General features: G+C 36.2%; 15 protein-coding genes. 3 read left to right on the plus strand and 12 right to left on the minus strand.

The features are described 5' to 3' along the window. Positions 1-74: 74 nt before the first annotated feature. A complete protein-coding gene (locus QQZ16_RS07315; protein ID WP_235252820.1) occupies positions 75-1,331 on the minus strand; it encodes an APC family permease in 1,257 nt (418 codons plus the stop codon). A 127-nt stretch (positions 1,332-1,458) separates the two neighbouring features. Between QQZ16_RS07315 and QQZ16_RS07320 the strand changes: the two genes are divergently transcribed. Continuing rightward, entirely contained in the window at positions 1,459-2,367 is a 909-nt protein-coding gene (locus QQZ16_RS07320) for a LysR family transcriptional regulator (RefSeq protein WP_235252821.1), read from the plus strand. A gap of 30 nt (positions 2,368-2,397) precedes the next feature. Here the strand turns inward: QQZ16_RS07320 and QQZ16_RS07325 are convergent, their stop codons facing one another. The 4 genes from QQZ16_RS07325 to QQZ16_RS07340 form a co-directional block, all read right to left on the minus strand. After that, positions 2,398-2,913, minus strand: a complete 516-nt coding sequence (locus tag QQZ16_RS07325; RefSeq protein ID WP_031539602.1) for a DoxX family protein — start codon at positions 2,911-2,913, stop codon at positions 2,398-2,400. Between the two features lie 283 nt (positions 2,914-3,196). Next, a complete protein-coding gene (locus tag QQZ16_RS07330) occupies positions 3,197-4,768 on the minus strand; it encodes a glycoside hydrolase family 43 protein (protein WP_235252606.1) in 1,572 nt (523 codons plus the stop codon). A gap of 260 nt (positions 4,769-5,028) precedes the next feature. Beyond that, a complete protein-coding gene (locus tag QQZ16_RS07335) occupies positions 5,029-7,017 on the minus strand; it encodes a YjhG/YagF family D-xylonate dehydratase (RefSeq protein WP_284561222.1) in 1,989 nt (662 codons plus the stop codon). A gap of 72 nt (positions 7,018-7,089) precedes the next feature. Continuing rightward, positions 7,090-7,998, minus strand: a complete 909-nt coding sequence (locus QQZ16_RS07340; RefSeq protein WP_235252604.1) for a dihydrodipicolinate synthase family protein — start codon at positions 7,996-7,998, stop codon at positions 7,090-7,092. Positions 7,999-8,243: 245 nt separating this feature from the next. Here QQZ16_RS07340 and QQZ16_RS07345 point away from each other — a divergent pair, with 245 nt between their 5' ends. Beyond that, positions 8,244-9,011, plus strand: a complete 768-nt coding sequence (locus QQZ16_RS07345; RefSeq protein WP_031538824.1) for an IclR family transcriptional regulator — start codon at positions 8,244-8,246, stop codon at positions 9,009-9,011. A 31-nt stretch (positions 9,012-9,042) separates the two neighbouring features. On the opposite strand, the gene QQZ16_RS07350 is transcribed toward QQZ16_RS07345, so the two are convergent. Genes QQZ16_RS07350 through QQZ16_RS07365 form a run of 4 tightly spaced genes read right to left on the minus strand, consistent with a single transcriptional unit; the run spans position 9,043 to position 13,224 of the window. Further along, positions 9,043-9,816, minus strand: a complete 774-nt coding sequence (locus QQZ16_RS07350; protein ID WP_235252603.1) for a PHP-associated domain-containing protein — start codon at positions 9,814-9,816, stop codon at positions 9,043-9,045. A 12-nt stretch (positions 9,817-9,828) separates the two neighbouring features. Beyond that, positions 9,829-10,650 carry an energy-coupling factor transporter transmembrane component T family protein gene (locus QQZ16_RS07355; RefSeq protein WP_235252602.1) on the minus strand — a complete coding sequence of 274 codons (822 nt, stop codon included), beginning with the start codon at positions 10,648-10,650 and terminating at the stop codon, positions 9,829-9,831. Then, complete coding sequence (locus QQZ16_RS07360) at positions 10,637-12,349, minus strand: ABC transporter ATP-binding protein (RefSeq protein WP_235252601.1); 1,713 nt, start codon at positions 12,347-12,349, stop codon at positions 10,637-10,639. Before QQZ16_RS07360 ends, QQZ16_RS07355 begins: the two co-directional genes overlap by 14 nt. Next, positions 12,346-13,224 carry a hypothetical protein gene (locus tag QQZ16_RS07365; RefSeq protein WP_048717189.1) on the minus strand — a complete coding sequence of 293 codons (879 nt, stop codon included), beginning with the start codon at positions 13,222-13,224 and terminating at the stop codon, positions 12,346-12,348. The genes QQZ16_RS07360 and QQZ16_RS07365 overlap by 4 nt, the downstream gene beginning before the upstream one ends. A 187-nt stretch (positions 13,225-13,411) precedes the next feature. Between QQZ16_RS07365 and QQZ16_RS07370 the strand changes: the two genes are divergently transcribed. Next, positions 13,412-14,239, plus strand: a complete 828-nt coding sequence (locus tag QQZ16_RS07370) for a MurR/RpiR family transcriptional regulator (protein ID WP_031538820.1) — start codon at positions 13,412-13,414, stop codon at positions 14,237-14,239. A 47-nt stretch (positions 14,240-14,286) separates the two neighbouring features. On the opposite strand, the gene QQZ16_RS07375 is transcribed toward QQZ16_RS07370, so the two are convergent. From QQZ16_RS07375 to rlmD, 3 genes are all read right to left on the minus strand, one after another. Further along, complete coding sequence (locus tag QQZ16_RS07375; protein WP_235252600.1) at positions 14,287-14,823, minus strand: hypothetical protein; 537 nt, start codon at positions 14,821-14,823, stop codon at positions 14,287-14,289. A gap of 178 nt (positions 14,824-15,001) precedes the next feature. After that, entirely contained in the window at positions 15,002-15,535 is a 534-nt protein-coding gene (locus QQZ16_RS07380) for a cell wall hydrolase (RefSeq protein ID WP_235252598.1), read from the minus strand. Between the two features lie 327 nt (positions 15,536-15,862). After that, the gene (gene rlmD / locus QQZ16_RS07385; RefSeq protein WP_419181478.1) at positions 15,863-17,230 is read right to left on the minus strand and encodes a 23S rRNA (uracil(1939)-C(5))-methyltransferase RlmD; all 1,368 of its coding nucleotides are present in this window, start codon (positions 17,228-17,230) and stop codon (positions 15,863-15,865) included. Between the last annotated feature and the right edge of the window lie 213 nt (positions 17,231-17,443).

Below are 17,443 nucleotides of genomic sequence, written 5' to 3' on the forward strand. Positions count from 1 at the left end.
TCTAGGAAAGGGCTAGCCCTTTCCTAGACACCCAAATCAACACTTCGAACAAATCTATTTGAATACGAAGGTGATCATCTACCTTGAGAAGTTGAAAAGTCATTTACACAAAAATATTGACAGTACCTTCTACTTAATAGCAAGGTTAATACTAAAATAATAAATAAAGCAATAATAGAAGACCGAAAAAGTAAAATACCAAATAACACACTAAGCACGATTGCCATTCCTTTTATCCATGGAGCAGCTAATAATTTGATTGCTGCAAATAAGCCAATTAATGCATTAGCGATGAAAAAAGCATTCGCAAGTCCAACTAATTGCTCTACTGTCACGATTTTTATAAATAGCAGCACAACAAAGAAGAGATGTGTCAATACAAGAAGTGCAATTGCTTTATATGGAGCACCGTTGGAAAGTTTTTTTGTTAAAAAATGAAAAACTGGAACCGATTTTGATAAGGATGCTATCAGTCTAGCTACTCCTCCCACAACCATTAAATGTGTGGTTATACAAAGTCCTGTTGCCACAATTGTTAGTAAACCAATAGCCAATGGACCAAATAAAGGGAACATGACACCAGTTAAGCGAATTGTAAACGAACTGTTGTATGTCGTCCATTGTACAGCTGCTGATAGCACTAAATTGACAAGCAAAATGATAGCCGCACTAAAAAAAATGGCTTTTCGAATCGTCGACCTCGGATTTTTCACTTCACTGGAATAATTCCCGATAATTTCCCAGCCTACAATTGTCCAAAAAAGAAGCAACAGACTGTAACCAAAGGAATCGAAATGAAATTCAGGAAAATCCCAAGATCCACTAGGCTGGTTCAACAAAGAAAATATACTTCCACTAACTAAAATCAAAACGGCAAAGGAAGAAATAAAAAAGGATAATTTCCCAAGAAAATTCAAGCGGAGCAATAAAATCAACCCATTCATTACTAACAGGATTATTGCAATCCATTCCAATTTTATATGCTCAGAAAATAGCCAGGTCTGAATATATTCAGCAGCAGTCATCATAACTGCAACTGGCCCCATAAGTGCTGCAATCATGAGAAAGATTGAGGCAAGATTTTTTATTTCTGGTCCAAATGCAGTTTCCATTGCATTTCCCAGACCAGATTCTCCTGGAAATTGAATCATTAATTCTCCACAAACATATGCAAAGCAAATCCCAATTATAGACATGACTAACCATGCAAAAATTGCATAGTTTCCTAGATTTTCATAAATAATGGTTGGCAATAAAATAATTCCAGATCCTAATAATGGACCAATGATTAATCCACTTAAGGTTAAGGAACCTATTTTTCCGTGCTTCATTCTTTCTCCCACTCCCCAATAAAATTTATCAATTTCTTATTACCTATTGTATTTCCCTTTTTCCATTCAGTAAAATAGATATATATGATAGATACTATCGAATTTACCGATATCAGGAGGAGAAACAATGGAGATTCGTCACTTACAGACTTTTAAAGCTATTATAGAAGCAGGAGGATTTGCAAAGGCAGCCAACCAGCTTGGCTATGCTCAATCTACGATTACTTCTCATATACAGGCACTAGAAATGGACTTAGAGGGACCGCTCTTTGATCGGCTTGGGAAAACAATTGCTTTAACAGAGCTAGGTAAATCATTTCTTCCCTATGCGAATGAAATGCTTCGTTTACATAAAGGAGCAAAAGAACTTCACCAGTCTTCTATTACTAAAAAAGGAAAAATCACGATTGGAGCCTCAGAATCATTAACAGTTTATCGACTTCCAACAATAATACAGGCATACAAAGAAAAATTTCCAGATGTCCATTTATCGGTTCGCATGGGCACCTGTGAGGAGATTCAACATTTAGTTGAAATAGGAGATTTAGATATTGCCTTGCTTCTTAATTTAGAATTTAAAAAGCATCCATCATTAGAAACGATTAAAATGTTAGATGAACATATGAGCATCATATCTTCACCAGGCCATATGCAGCCTAATTCTATTCTTTATTCGGAAAGCAATTGTCCCTATCGAATGATTTTTGATAAATTTATGGAAGAAGAAAATATTATTCCCTCCTCTGTTCATGAGTTTTGGAGTATCGAAGCAATCAAGCAATGTGTTCAATGTGGATTAGGATTAGCACTTGTTCCAGAAATTACGATTCAAAATGAACTAAAGGATGGCCGTTTATCTGCACAACGTATAGATAAAAAACATGGTCAAGTTGCTTCCTTTCTTTTTTATCATAAAAGCAGATGGGTCTCTCCAATTGTGCATTATTTTATAGAAGAAGCAACAGCCTATTTTAAAAAAGAAGAAGAACAAAGGAAGAAAGAAGATGAGATGTATAAAAAAGAAGCCAGTTACTAAATCGTAATTGGCTTCTTTATCACTTACAGCTTATGCAATTGCAGTTTCTTTTTTTTGCTTATTATTTCTTCTATTGTTCCATTGCTTTTTGATATATGGCATTGCATAACGGTCTAGACCAAATTTACCTGCGTTTGCACCTGCTACGATAACGAATATTGCTAATAGAATCATTTGTCCATTTGTGCTTACTGTTCCACTAAATAAGAAGGCAAAGTTCATGACCATTCCCATCAATGTTGCAAAGCTTGTGAATAAACCTAGGATTAGTGCGATCCCTACTAGAACTTCTCCCCATTGAACCATGAAACTGAATAAATCCGCATTTGGGAGTGCTATATGTTCTAGAAATGTTGCCCACCATCCTTGTACTGCTGGGTGATCACCTGTGCTATTTGCAATTGCCCCTTGTAAAAATCCACTTGCGTCAAAGCCACCACTTGTAATTTTTTCATAGCCTGCATGGATAAATTGATAACCAAGATAAATTCTAAATATCGCTAAAATTCCGGCAACCACTTTATTATTTCTTAATAAGTCTAACATTTTACTCCATCTCCTTAAGATTAGTTATCTGATTATATTGTTCACTATTTCACATTTTTACAAGATCTTGTTTGTTTCTTACTACACTTATATAATATCACCATTTCCAACGTAATAAAGATGTTTGTGATTTAATTCACATTCAGTTCACAAAGTTATGTCTGATTGGTGAACTATTTACATTAATATCACTTCCTATATGGAAACATGATTCATTTACCATTTCCTAACACGTAAAAAAAGGGTACTGAAAAGTTAACAGCACCCTTTTCTGATATTCTGTTTATAACTCATCATACTTAAAGTATGGAAAATAACTTGGTTTCTTTTGCCCACTTAAATCTTGTGTACATACCCCCACAAAGGTTCCTGTGAAGCGGATATAATCTGCATCATCATCCGACAAATGACTAATATCGATTTTACTGCCGATATCCTTCCATTCACTGTCTCCTTCTGCATAAGCAAACTGTAGCCATTGATGATTGACTTTTGCCTTTAACTTAATCTCCCCAATGGATTTTAACGAGATATCTTGATCCAATAGTTCATCATAAACGCCATGTTTAGATTCAATTATTCCGATACACTTTCCTAACGTTTCATGTGTCGTAATTCGGAGGTACACATAATCATCAGTATCATAATAAAAAATTAATCCAGCCATTTGTTGAAAGTTTTCTGGTGTATAATCAACAGCTGTTTCCACTTCCGCTGTGAAAGTCTCTAGTCTGCGCGCAAGCAGGCTTTGATGATGAAGAGAACTCATTGATTCCCCACCTTTTAAAGTTAAATATCCTGGTCGTTCCGTTAAGGAAAGCCATTCTTCACTAAATATTCTTCTTAAAGAGTTCCAGTACTTCTTTAAAGAATGACCTTGGAAATCATCATAGTTGCTCTCTTTTTCAAAAGGATGTGGCTTTAAATGAGGCGCCTCCACAATGGTCGATGGATTTGGTCCTCCTACAATGCGCAGCCAGTCATCTTCCGTCCAATAACATTTTTGGATCGCCGTTTCTCTCCCCAGTGTACATTTTTTATCAACTACTGGTCTTCCGCATAGATGTGCCATATACCACTCACCATTTTGTGTTTCCACTAAACTTCCATGACCTGCTTTTTGTAGTTGATTCTTATCGTCTTCGTTTGAAGTTAAAATTGGATTGGTTGGATCAATTTCGTATGGCCCGAATAAAGAGGTTGATCTAGCTACTGTTGCCGCATGCGTATACCAAGTTCCCCCTTCAGCTGTCACTAAATAGTAGAAGCCATTTCGCTTATATAAATGAGGCGCCTCTGTTAAACCAATCTCTGAGCCTTTAAAGATGTTGTGAATCGGCCCAACTAATCTTTTTTCTTCTACTGAATATTCTTGTAGCGCAATTCCAGCAAATGAATTGGTCCCTTTACGAAAATCCCAAATCATATTAAGTAACCACTTTCTACCATCCTCATCATGAAATAAGGATGGATCAAAACCACTGCTATTAAGGTAAACCGGCTCAGACCATGGTCCTTCCACATTTTCAGCTGTCACTAAATAGTTATGAGTATCCTTAAAAGCTCCCACTCTACTTTTCACATCTGTATAGATTAAATAAAACAAGCCATCTGAATAACTCAAACATGGTGCCCACACACCACCTGAATTGACATTCCCAATCATATTTAATTGGGATTCCCTTGTTAATGGATATGTTAGCAGTCGCCAATTAATCATGTCTTTTGAATAATAAATCTGTACGCCTGGAAACCATTCAAAAGTAGAGACAGCTAGATAATAGTCATCTTCGACTCTTAAAATAGAAGGATCAGGATGATAACCTGGCAAGACTGGATTGATTATTTTACTCATTTTATAACCCCTTTTCTTATAGATTCGTACATTCTTCAGATAATTGGAAAGGAATCTACAAATCTAGTACATTCCTTTACCTATTCTTTCTACTAAACTTATTTTTTCTCCGGCTGGTGTTGCTTGTGTCGGCGTAACCTCTTCCCTTTGTAAATTCGACGACATCTTAATTCCTCCAATCGTTTATTTTTGTTTACGCTTACAACGAATCAAAAATAAAACTATGTTACACCCTTAATCCTTTCGCTTTCTTACCAATTTTATCTGGAGAAAGAACCTGCTTCTTTCGCTAACGCCTTCTTTCCTGTCTCCAATACTTCAATAATTCGGTCGACATCGTACACACTGCCTCGCCAAGTACCGCCACTAACTGCTTGTAGTGCTGCCCAAAGCCTTGTATCATCTGGCAAATCCGGGTCTGGTTTAAGATCTGGATGAACTTCTCGTGTTTCTAAAACATGTGTTGCTTCTTCTTTTGATAATCGCTGATCTCCTGTGCCAATAAAATCAACAGATCCTACCAAGTTTTCACAATCAACCATAATTTCGATTAAGTCCCCATCACGAAGCTTTCCGATTGGTCCATCGCTCAATGCTTCTGGACCAATATGCCCGATGCAGGCCCCTGTTGAAACACCTGAAAAACGAGCGTCAGTTATTAGGGACACATATTTGCCAAAAGGTAAATATTTCAATGCCGAAGTTAATTGATAGGTTTCTTCCATCCCTGTTCCAGATGGTCCTCCACCCATTACGACCATTACATCTCCTGCTTTTATTCCACCAGTTTTTATCGCAGTAATAGCAGATTTCTCAGATGTAAATACCTTTGCTACTCCTGTATGTCTATAGATTCCATCTTCTCCTACTACCGATCGATCGATAGAAGTTGATTTGATAACAGATCCTTCAGGAGCAATATTCCCTTTTGGAAAAGTAATTGTAGAAGTAAGCCCTCTTGCTTTTGCTGTGTCTGGATCCATAATTACTTGGTCAGGATTGACTCCATCTGCTTCTAATAAACGTTTTCTTAATAGCGCTCTCCGTTCAGATTTTTCCCACCAATCTAAGTTTTCTCCTAAAGTCTGGCCAGTAACGGTAAGGACATCTTCGTGTAAAAGTCCTAATTTTCGCAAATGAAGCATTACTTCTGGTACACCTCCAGCAAGAAAAACACGTACTGTTGGATGATGATCTGGTCCATTAGGCAAAACACTTACTAAACGTGGAGTTTTGCGATTAATTCTTGCCCAATCATCAACTGTAGGTATTTTACATTTGGCAGCATGTGCAAGGGCTGGAATATGTAATAAAAGATTGGTTGATCCACCAAATGCAGCGTGAAGAACCATTGCATTTTCGATTGCCTTATCTGTAATAATATCCTTTGTTGTAATATAATTCTTTTCCATTTCTAAAACTGCTCTTGCTGACTGCCTTGCCATTTCCGCCCAAATCTTTTGTCCAGATGGAGCAAGTGCGGAATGTGTGATCGCAATACCTAATGCTTCTGCAATTACTTGAGAAGTTGCAGCAGTACCAAGAAATTGACAGCCTCCTCCTGGTGTAGCACATGCCACACAGCCAAGCTCTGCAGCTTCTTTCAAGGTAATTTCTTTATTCGCAAATCGTGCCCCAATTGTTTGGATTTTCCCTGCATCTTCCCCGATTGTTGGAGGCAAAGTAACGTCACCAGGCACAATGATGGTTGGTAAATCATGCATAGAACTAAGCGCAATCATCATGGCAGGAAGTCCCTTATCGCAGGTCGCAACGCCTATTACTGCTTCTCTAGTTGGCAATGAACGGATTAAACGTCGATAAACAACTGCAGCATCGTTTCGATAAGGAAATGAATCAAACATCCCTAGTGTTCCTTGAGAACGACCGTCACAAGGGTCACTAACAAATCCAGCAAAAGGAACCCCTTTATGTACCCGAATTTCTTCTGCTGCCTCTGCCATTAAAATATCTACTTCCCAATGCCCTGTATGATACCCTAATGCAATTGGCTCTCCATTGTGATCCCGTATACCGCCTTTTGTGCCTAGAATCAGGACTTCTGTTCCCAATAGATCTTTCGGTTTCCATCCCATCCCTACATTTTGACTAAGTCCGAATAAATCCCCACTTGGCGAATCCTCCAACATTTGTGCAGTAAGTGGCAGTGTTCCAGTCGGCCCCTTCGCATTCGTTCTTACTTCATAAAGGGATTCATTCTCGTTTTCAAAAATAAATGGTAATGTCATAACTTTATCCCTCCATCTTGTGTTTGTTTAGTAAACAAATAATCATTCCAAAAAGAAAAACTTGACCTTCTATTATACTAGTTGTGCCTGTTGCAAAATTTCTTTCACTTGCTGTTTCTTCTCTGCGCTTAGTGTTTTGGTAGGAGGCAAAACCTCTGTTGTAATATCAATACCACATAATTTGGATGCTTCCTTCACTACATTTACAAACGGGCTATCAATTTTATATAGTTGTGGCAAAATGGATAATTGTTTTTGGAAAGAAACTGCTTTTTCTAAATCTCCTGCTAAAAAGGCATTGTATATACCAACCGATAATTGTGGAGCAAAATTTGCACTAGCTGATATTGCTCCGTCTCCACCTAGCAGTAATGTATTAAATAGATGATCATCAAACCCGCAAAATACGGAGAAATTAGGATTAACCTTTTTGACCTTATCAATCATTTCGCGAATATGTCCGATAGAATCAATCGTTTCTTTAATGCCAACTATATTTTTATGGTTTAAAACAAGCTCTCCCACAAAATCAGGTGTTAAATCCTGTCCTGTTAGCGTTGGAAAATTATAAAGTAGAACCGGTAACTTTACAGATTTCGCAATGTCACTGAAGTATGTATATAAATTCTCTTCGGTCAAATTCCAGTAATACGGATTAATGGCAACAATTCCATCTGCACCTATTTGTTCCGCATGTTGACTGAGCTGGAGTGCCTCCCTAGTATTCGCACTGCCAATTCCAATTAACACAGGAACTCTTTTGTCAACATACTTAACAGCAAACTCAGCTATTGCTTTTCTTTCCTCTATAAACATTTGCGAAAATTCTCCACCAGTACCTAAAAAGAATAAACCGTTTACTTTTTCCTCTATTAGTTTGTCAATTAATAGCGCCATTTCTTTTTCTTTCAGATTTCCTTCTTTATCAACAATACTTGAAACTGGCGGAATAATTCCTTTAAAGTAATTTAGTTCGGTCATATTTCCCTCTTCCCCTTCGTTTGTTTTATATTATAAAACTCAATTCTACAATTTAGTCTATTCGAGTTGATTATAACATACAGCCCTCAAAAGTAAACACTTACATATAATTAATTTCGAATTTTTTAATTAGTTTAAAATAGACATTGCTATTTTTATATGGCTATATTAATGTAAAATTACTAGATTAGTTTGTTATAATAGCAATTAGTTAAATATTATAAAACGAATACGGAGAAGATATTATGCCAATCATTCAATCAGTGGAACGTGCCCTGCAAATACTAGACCTATTTAATGAGCACACGATCGAATTAAAAATCACGGAAATTAGTGACCAAATGGGATTACATAAAAGTACCGTACATTCCCTATTAAAGACGCTCCAGCAATCTCGCTATATTGATCAAAATCCCGAAAACGGAAAATACCGTTTAGGCTTAAAGCTCGTGGAAAGAGGTAATTTAGTTATCAATACTTTAAATATCAGGCAAATCGCCAATAAATATCTCGTTGAATTGGCACTAAGAACTGGCCAAACATGTCATCTAGGTATTTTAGATGGGAATGCAGGTGTATACATTGACAAGGAAGAAGGGGCTAATTCTGTTATTCGTTACTCTCGAATTGGACGAAGAATTCCCCTTCATTGTACTGCAATCGGAAAATTACTGTTATCCTATCAAAAACAAGAAATAATTGATTCCCTATTAGACGGCTATCCGTTTACGCAAGCTACAAACCGGACTATTACGAAGAAAGAAGATTTTCTTATTGAATTAGAAAAGGTGAGACATAACGAGTATGCTGTGGATGATCAAGAAAACGAACTAGGAGTCCGATGTATCGCGGTACCAATTATTAATCAGCATGGACAAATACTAGCAGCACTTAGCATTTCTACATTAGTTTCTAGAGTAGGAGATGACATCCTTGAAGACTATATACAACTATTGAAAAAAACGGGAAAAGAGTTATCAGAAGAAATGCGGTATGGGGTTGCAATGAAATAAGAGACAGGCAGTTATTCCTGTCTCTTCCTTTTTATCCAAATAACTGTTTCTCTTTTTCTAACGCTTTTTTCATCCACTTCTTCGTTAAAGTAGCTGCTTTTACTTTTAAATTTAGATTTTCAGAGATGTGGATTTTATATTGTTCAGAAACAATGGATGCCTTCAATTGTTCCACTGAATCACATTCATTTTGAAACTCATTATATATGCAGCCATATTGCAAAAAATGATGTGTATCACTTCCGCCAACAACTGGAAGTCCTAATTTCCCCGCAAAATCCTCTAGTTTTTCTCGATAAGCTATTTGACCTTGAGCATAAAGATCTTTTCCATTTAGATCAAGGGCATCCAAACGCTTAAGCTGTTCTGCCTTCAAATGATAAAGAGGGGTACTATCACGGAAAGCATGGGCACCAATTTTTAGAATATCATAATGTTCTGCTATATCCATTAACTTATCAAAGGCAAGAAAATTATCCTCACTCGTGTTAGTTTCTAATAAGCTTCTGATGGATAAAACATCCTTTCGATTACCAATAAGCAAAATATGACCAATCTCTTTCACATCTACTTCTATTCCTGGAAATAGCTTTAACCCATCTATCATGTAATAGTTATTCTCATATGGATAATGCGTATCCAGAAAATTATAAATATCTGTATATCTCCTTGTATTGAAATGCTCTGTCATCGCTATTCCTGTTAACCCAGCTTCTCTTGCCTCTTTCATCATTTCTTGAAAATATTCTGGCATAAAATCAGTTTTTTTGGAAATTTTCACATGACTATGTAAATCGATTCTCATTTATAACCCCTCCTACAGAAATAAAAAGACGAATGTATATAAAAATAATAGATAAAGCACAGACACCATTAAAAACAAATAATCTCTATATTGAAAATGAAGATGTGCAAGTTTGATTTTCTTTATCTCCGGCCGACTAAATGCATAAAAACTTCCTTTTGTTTCTAATGCTTCTACTGTTGTACGTGCTCTTTTTGCAGTACTAAGTAGTAAGGGATAAAAGGAAAGAACGGCTATCTTTGAAAAATAAATGATAGATCGCCAATAAAGAATTCCATGCTTCTCCGGTGCCTTTCCACGCAAACGAAAGGAAAGAAATACGTGGTGATATTCTTCTAGAAGACTAGGAAGCATACGATAGCCATAGGCAATACTAAAGGACACTTGTCCGGGAACTCCAATTTTCAAAAGTCCATTGCTTAATTTTTCAGGATCCATGGAGCAAAACACTGTGATACTAGCTAAAGAAATAATAGAGAGCTTTAAAGTCAGTGTTAATAGAGGAACAATGACTTGTAAATCCCCACCAAAAAACCAAGAGGCAATCAGTAGATATCCTCCCTGGCCAAGTAAACCGAGACAAAGAATGATAATTACTAAAGGTGTAACCTTGGACATAAAGGTTGTAATGGCCATAAATACAAACAACCCTATTAATATACTCTGATTATGAATAAACCACGGAGCAATTCCGAAATATAAATACCAGATAAATAGCGTCCGAGGATCAAGCTTTGCGAGAAACGTTTCATTATTTCCATAAGCAGTATGAAGCAGCTCAATCTTCACTTGCTCTACAGACAGTTTTTCCGTTAATTTTCTAGTATACTCCATTTAACAAGCGCTCCTTTGTATCGATTGATTGCACAAAGTCTGTGACAGTATAAGCTAAGTTTTTCTGCTTCATTCTTCTGCTCAATTCCAGAATTTGCGGAGGCTTGAGACCTGCTTTTTCTAGGAGGGTATGGTTACTAAATACGGATTCACGATTGCCATCATGGATAATCTCTCCTTCATGGAGAACGATAATTCGATTGGCCCATTCTGCGACAAGCTGCATATCATGTGTAGCAATAAGGACTGCTCCCACTTGCGCCTGTAAGGAATCAATTAATTTTGTAATATGCTTACGTGTCGCTATATCAAGATTTGCCGTTGGTTCGTCTAACAATATAATAGATGGATTCATCGCTACTCCAATCGCAAGGGATGCTCTTCTTTGCTGACCACCACTCATTAATCGACTGTCCTTGTCCTGCAACTCTGTCAATTCAAATTGCTTCAACACTCGATCAACCTGCTCCTCGAATCCAGGAACCTTTCGCGCTTTTAAAAAGAACTCTACATCTCTTCTCACACAGTCTTCAATAAACATCTCTTCTGGATTTTGATAAATATATGTTACGATATCTGCCAGTTTTTCTGGCGAACAATGGCGAGTATTTTGACCTTGAACAAGTATTTCTCCTGTCTCTGGTTTTACAAGTCCTGTTAATAAACGCATAAGCGTAGATTTTCCTGCTCCATTGTTGCCGACAAATGCAATTAAATCATTTTTATAAATATCAATGTTTATGCCTTTCACTACTTGCTTTTTGGAGCGATCAACAAGTTTATGTGAAAAGCTTGCATCTCTTATTTGTATCAACCTTTCACGCTTCGTGAATTCCTTGTCATTTTCTATGTTATTCTTCCTCTCTCTTTGTGAAACGGTCTGAAAAAAAACTTCTGCCTCTTCCACTGTAACTGGCAATACCTCTTTTGAATATCCTAATTGATAGGCTGCTAACGTTACTTGTGGCGGATAAATTTGCCGTTGTAGCAGCTCATTTACTTCTGTTAAAGCTTCTTTTGTTTCCTTATTCCAGACAACTTTCCCCTTATCCATCAGAACTACTTTGTTGCAATAATCCGCAATAAATTCGGTATGATGCTCAATAACAATGATTGTTTTCCCATACTCTTGATTTAATTTTTTTAAAATAGCATAGATTTGTGTAGCATGCTCTGGATCAAGCTGTGCAATTGGTTCATCAATAATAAGAATATCCGGGTCCAACGCCAATGCACCAGCTAAGGCTAACTGATGTTTCTGCCCTCCGCTTAATTGCCAAATAAATTCATCGTCATGATTCTTTAGACCAACTAAATCCAGGGCTTTTTTACCCCTTTCAAGATAATCCGCATACCCGAAGTTAAGAGGGGCAAAGCTCGCGTCCTCCAATACACGCGGACTAACAAGCTGATTTTCAAAATCTTGATAAACATATCCAACATGGGAAGAAAAATCAGTTACTTTATGCTCTGTCGTAACCAGTCCATTAACGGTAACTTTTCCAGAATAATCTCCTACATAATAATGAGGAATAAGGCCATTTATTAATTTACATAGAGTGGATTTCCCACTCCCATTACTACCAATAATGCCAAGGAAATCGCCTTGATGAACCGATAACGAAACATTATCTAATACTGGCTCCTCAACACCTGGATATTGAAAGGAAACTTTCTCTATTTCAATTTGAATGGTCATAACTGAATCCTTTCTTCATTACTTGCATTATTTTTCTTTTTCATTTTCTGCATGATACCTATAGTAATACCAGCTATGCATGCCGCAGCAGCAATGCTTACCCAAATAAACCAATCACCGTATGACTTTAGAAAATCTGCTTCCCACTCGACATTAAATCCTGCTTCTGATAAATATTCAAAGAAAAAGGCGAAACAAGCTAACACAATACCAACAAGAATCAATTTAGGCGTTACAATACTGCCCATAGAGTACTTCATTTTATTATTTCTCGGCTTCATGCCTAATAATGGCTCCATTTTCCCATATAAACGTGGCACTAAATATAAGGTTGGCAATAGAGCAAAAAGGATTCCGGAAAATAATACATCATTTAAGAAAGCAAACCCTTCCACAATCACAACACTTTCCGCTAATCCAGGAACCGCCTCCAGCTCTTCTACACCTATCCATACTTTTCCAATATCAACCATTGAGCTTAATGCTTGATGAATGATGACACCTGTTATTGCAGCAATTCCAACCTGCCTTTTATTCTTTGGATCATTCACAAGGGATCCAGCAATAAACATGGCAAGAGAAAAAGTAATAAATTTTTCTAATTCCCCAAAACCACCAAATTGTCCTAGCATTATCTCACCAAAAACAACTTCTCCTAAAGCAGCTCCAATTGCAGCATATAAAGGATGAAATAGCATACATAAAGTCAATGGAATAAATGCAAAATACTCAACGGAAAATTCGACAGGACCAAGGTGAAAAGCAGGAATAAGTTCTGTAATCATGTTGGAGAGTCCATATAAGGACATAGATAAAATGAATACCATCATCTTTTGAGACTGTGTTAAAACATACCTATCTTTTAATTGATTCATATTATTTGCCTCCTTTATTTGAATACCTTTATCATAAAGCACAGAATTTAATGGAATATGGTAGACAAGTAAAAGGAACGTAAATTTATTATCGTTTTTTAACATTATGTAAAAAAATTATCAGGAATAATTTGTGAAGAAAAAAATGTGCTATATTAAGGTCAAATAAAGACGGAGGTTAGAGGTTATGTTTAAATGGAATACAAAATCAATGTCGCCAAGCCAATACAAAATTGCAGATTATCTTCAAAAAAACACGCATCAAGTTCTATTATTAACGGAACAGGAAATAGCTGAAGCAGTTAATGTTAGCATTGCATCTGTGTCTAGATTTTGGCGTATAGTCGGCTTTAAAAATTTAAAGGAATTTAAAGGAGAAATTGCTGCCCAGCTAAAGCCATCCCCTGCCAAGAAAATAGCAAAACTAATAAATACGGTCGATAAACAAGCTTTCCCATACCATACACTTAATGCTTCTATCCAACATCTCTATAAAACAATAGAGCAGTTTCGAGAAGATACTTTTAAAAATGCTGTTCACTCGATTATTTCCGCAAGAAAAGTCTATTTATATTGTCCTGGCCCTTCCTTAGGACTTGGAGAATTACTGAAGTATCGAATAGTTAGATATGGATTAAACTTTTCTATCCTTCATAAAGGAGGAAGTGAATTACTAGAAGACTTTATCCATTTTTCCAAAGAGGATGTAATCATTATATTTGGCTTTATCCGTTTGCTTCCAGAAGCACAGGCGCTTATGGATTATCGTAAGCAAATTGGCTATAAAATCATTATCATTACAGACCAGCTTATTTCAGAATTTACGACACAAGCTGATATTGTTTTATTTGCAAGTAGAGGAGATATCCGTGAGTTCCATTCGATGATTGGTCCAACCTATTTAATCGAGAATCTTGTCCTTGCAGTTGGAGCGGAGAATGAAGCAGCAAATCTACAAAGACTTGAGAAAATTAGTGAATTGAGGACTCAATATGATTATTTGCTGCCGAGATAAGCCTGCTATTACCAACATTAAAGCATTGTTATTCGCCGCCATTGCTTTTATTCCCTTTTATCTTTTGGAAAAGACCCCCATAAATCATTGACGCGGATTAGCATTCTTTCGATTTTCTGCTCATCATTTAAATCAGCTTGCCCGGTTATATTTTTTACTTCTTGTGATTTCCCCTCTTTCTGATACTGTAATTGGATGGAAAAATTATATATATTCTCTTTAGAATGTGTTCTTTCATATTCAATATTTTCTACCGCAAGTATATAGTTGTTTTTATGCGATTCTGTCATGAATACTGTTCCATATCTTGAAATGAAATCATTATATGCTGTTTCACTTGCAAAATAATCTTTATATAAACTATCTTCGTATTCAGTCAAAGCTGTGGATCTTTCATTTCCTTCCTTCAGCTCTAGTATGTCTTTCAATGTATCATCTGGCCCTGTTAAGGCATTATGTAAAACAGCATCTACTGCCTGTATGTATTCATCTGTTTTCTCATCTACTTTTTCTGTACAGCCAATTAATAATAAAATAATAGGAAATAAAGCGATACTGAAAGCTTTATAATGAATTCTTTTCATCTCAACCCCTCCATGCTATTAACATATACGAATAGACAGATTATAAAGTTTCAAATATTTTCCTTTCTACGATTATTTAAGATGGTTAAAATAAAAAAGAGGAGTATTCCTATTGAATTCCCCCTCTCATTACATTAGTTTTTATATTTTCGTAAAACGAAATATCAATTTCTTCTTATTATATAGAAAACGCGTGATTACCTATTCGTTTAACTACTGTTCTTGAGAAAATCCAATCACTTGTTGCAGTGTCTGGATTATAAAAATAGAGAAGCTCTTTGTTCTCTTTTCCATTTTTTAACGCTTCTTCTACTGCTTTACGTGACTCTTTATCTGCTTTTTTTTGGATTGAACCGTTCTGTACAGGTTGAAAGGCATTCTTTTCATAAATGACACTTTCTACTGAATCAGGAAACTGCTTATTTTCCACACGATTTAATACTACATCAGCTACTGCCACTTTACCGGCAAACGGCTCACCCTTCGCTTCTGCATGAACAAGACGGGCCAGTAAATTCTTTTCATTGTTCGTTAGATTTGCTGATTCATCAGAAGCTTTTACATTCTCCTTCTTATCAACAGCAAATTTTCTTGTTGATACATTTTTTGTTTCTTCTGTATTAATTGATGCTGCTACGGCAAAAGATGGAACATATATATAAGAACCAAAAACTAAAGTAATGGTAGTTGCTATAAATAATAACTGTTTCATTTTTGTATACCTCCTGTTTTAACAGGCCCATATACAAGGCTAACAGGTTTGCAAGCAAAACTCATTACATAATTGTTGGAAAAGCTGTAAGATTTCACGGGATAATTGGGAGAAATAACTATATATTTACAATTAGATATTACTCAATATGACCATTTGCTCTGTTTTCCCGGATAAAATTGTGTAAATAGGAGAAGTTAAATGATTAGTACAACTTATTAAAAGTTAATTCTTTTCCCAATGGTTTTTCTACCCGCACCTTAAGAATTAATTCTCCTGTAAAAAAGAAAACTGATATCAGAAAAAAGCCGATATCAGTTTTCAATCTTAACTATTTCGAACTAATAATGCACAGCATTCTACATGCACCGTATGTGGGAATAAGTCCACAGGCTGTACTACTTTTAATGTATAGCCGAATGGCTCAAGCTGTTTGATGTCTGTTGCAAACGTATCTGGATTACAAGATACATAAACGATACGTTCTGGCTGAGAGCGTCCGATACGTCTCATTACTTTTCCACCTGCTCCAGACCGTGGTGGATCTAGCAATAGTAATTCTGGTCTGCCAAATGTTTCTAAAACTTGGGCTAATCCAGTTCTTGCATCTTGTGCTAAGAATGTAGCATTATCAATGCCATTATCGCCAGCATTACGTTTGGCTGATTCAATCGAGCTTTCTACAATTTCAATTCCTACAAGCTTGCCAACTCTGCTTGCAAAAGGAAGGGAGAAAGTACCTACACCACAAAAAAGGTCAATCATATTCTCTGATTTTTTTGGTTCTGCCATTTCTACAGCTAAATCAACTAATTTTTGTGCTTGTGTTGGGTTCGTTTGGAAGAATGTATCAAACCAAACTCGGAAACGGTATCCATCCATTTCATCATATATAAAGTCTCTGCCTGCTAATGTATGGCTTTTTTCTGATTGTGTACGATCTGCCCAATCCGTATTTTCTAGCCACATAAAGCTTTTTACTTGTGGGAATTTTTCTGTAATGCGAGCAATTAAAATGTCCACTGCATTTTTTAAAGATCCATCTGGAGCTTCTGTTGCAAATAAAGCCAACATCATTTCCCCTGTAGCAAAAGACTGTCTCACCATCAAGTGACGAAGAAGTCCCTCGTGTGTATCTTTGTTATAGCCTTTTAATTCATGTTCTTTTACCCATGTAGCTACTTCAAGTGCTGCTTCCACCATTTCTTTTCCAGCAATAAGGCAAGTTTCTAAAGAAATGATTTTTCTAAAATTCCCTTGCTCATGTAAACCAAGAGAACCATCTGTAGCAAAGGTGAATTCCATTTTATTACGATATCTCCAAGGCTCGTCCATTCCGATAGTATCTTTTACTAGGCTGGGGTCAAATCCTTGCTCCTCAATTACATGTTTCACATGATTTGTTTTTTGTTGTAATTGTCCATTATATTCCCAATGCTGCCAGACACAACCGCCACATTTTTCAAAATGAGGACATTCTGGTCCAATTCTTTCCGCATGGGCAGCTAATATTTCTTCTGGCATTGCCTTTCTATGCCTTCTTTGTGGCTGATCAACAGTAACTCTTACCTTTTCGCCAGGTAATGTTTGCGGAATTGTTAGCTTTAGTTTCTTCTTGTTTCCTAATTCATTTTCGCGCCAAACAACCGCCTGTCCAGCACCTTTTTCATCCACATTCTTAATATCTACAATCATTGTTTCCTTTTCAATTGTCGTCAAACGTTTTTTCCTCCTTAAACAATTTCACTAATCAAATGTATTTTAAAATGATTTATTTTTCATTGTTAGTTTACCTATTATATTTTTAACATACTTCCCTAGTATAAAGGACAATCATACATATGAAAATAATTTTTATTTTGTAGATATTAGGAAATTCCCACCAAGGCATATAGGAATTTAAAAGGG

The organism is Bacillus sp. T2.9-1, from assembly GCF_950097965.1.
Taxonomy (GTDB): domain Bacteria; phylum Bacillota; class Bacilli; order Bacillales; family Cytobacillaceae; genus Niallia; species Niallia hominis.

Coding starts and splice junctions, on each gene's coding strand:
- QQZ16_RS07315 (WP_235252820.1), bottom strand. CDS start 1,331: ATGAAGCACGGAAAAATAGGTTCCTTAACCTTAAGTGGATTAATCATT.
- QQZ16_RS07320 (WP_235252821.1), top strand. CDS start 1,459: ATGGAGATTCGTCACTTACAGACTTTTAAAGCTATTATAGAAGCAGGA.
- QQZ16_RS07325 (WP_031539602.1), bottom strand. CDS start 2,913: ATGTTAGACTTATTAAGAAATAATAAAGTGGTTGCCGGAATTTTAGCG.
- QQZ16_RS07330 (WP_235252606.1), bottom strand. CDS start 4,768: ATGAGTAAAATAATCAATCCAGTCTTGCCAGGTTATCATCCTGATCCT.
- QQZ16_RS07335 (WP_284561222.1), bottom strand. CDS start 7,017: ATGACATTACCATTTATTTTTGAAAACGAGAATGAATCCCTTTATGAA.
- QQZ16_RS07340 (WP_235252604.1), bottom strand. CDS start 7,998: ATGACCGAACTAAATTACTTTAAAGGAATTATTCCGCCAGTTTCAAGT.
- QQZ16_RS07345 (WP_031538824.1), top strand. CDS start 8,244: ATGCCAATCATTCAATCAGTGGAACGTGCCCTGCAAATACTAGACCTA.
- QQZ16_RS07350 (WP_235252603.1), bottom strand. CDS start 9,816: ATGAGAATCGATTTACATAGTCATGTGAAAATTTCCAAAAAAACTGAT.
- QQZ16_RS07355 (WP_235252602.1), bottom strand. CDS start 10,650: ATGGAGTATACTAGAAAATTAACGGAAAAACTGTCTGTAGAGCAAGTG.
- QQZ16_RS07360 (WP_235252601.1), bottom strand. CDS start 12,349: ATGACCATTCAAATTGAAATAGAGAAAGTTTCCTTTCAATATCCAGGT.
- QQZ16_RS07365 (WP_048717189.1), bottom strand. CDS start 13,224: ATGAATCAATTAAAAGATAGGTATGTTTTAACACAGTCTCAAAAGATG.
- QQZ16_RS07370 (WP_031538820.1), top strand. CDS start 13,412: ATGTTTAAATGGAATACAAAATCAATGTCGCCAAGCCAATACAAAATT.
- QQZ16_RS07375 (WP_235252600.1), bottom strand. CDS start 14,823: ATGAAAAGAATTCATTATAAAGCTTTCAGTATCGCTTTATTTCCTATT.
- QQZ16_RS07380 (WP_235252598.1), bottom strand. CDS start 15,535: ATGAAACAGTTATTATTTATAGCAACTACCATTACTTTAGTTTTTGGT.
- rlmD (WP_419181478.1), bottom strand. CDS start 17,230: ATGATTGTAGATATTAAGAATGTGGATGAAAAAGGTGCTGGACAGGCG.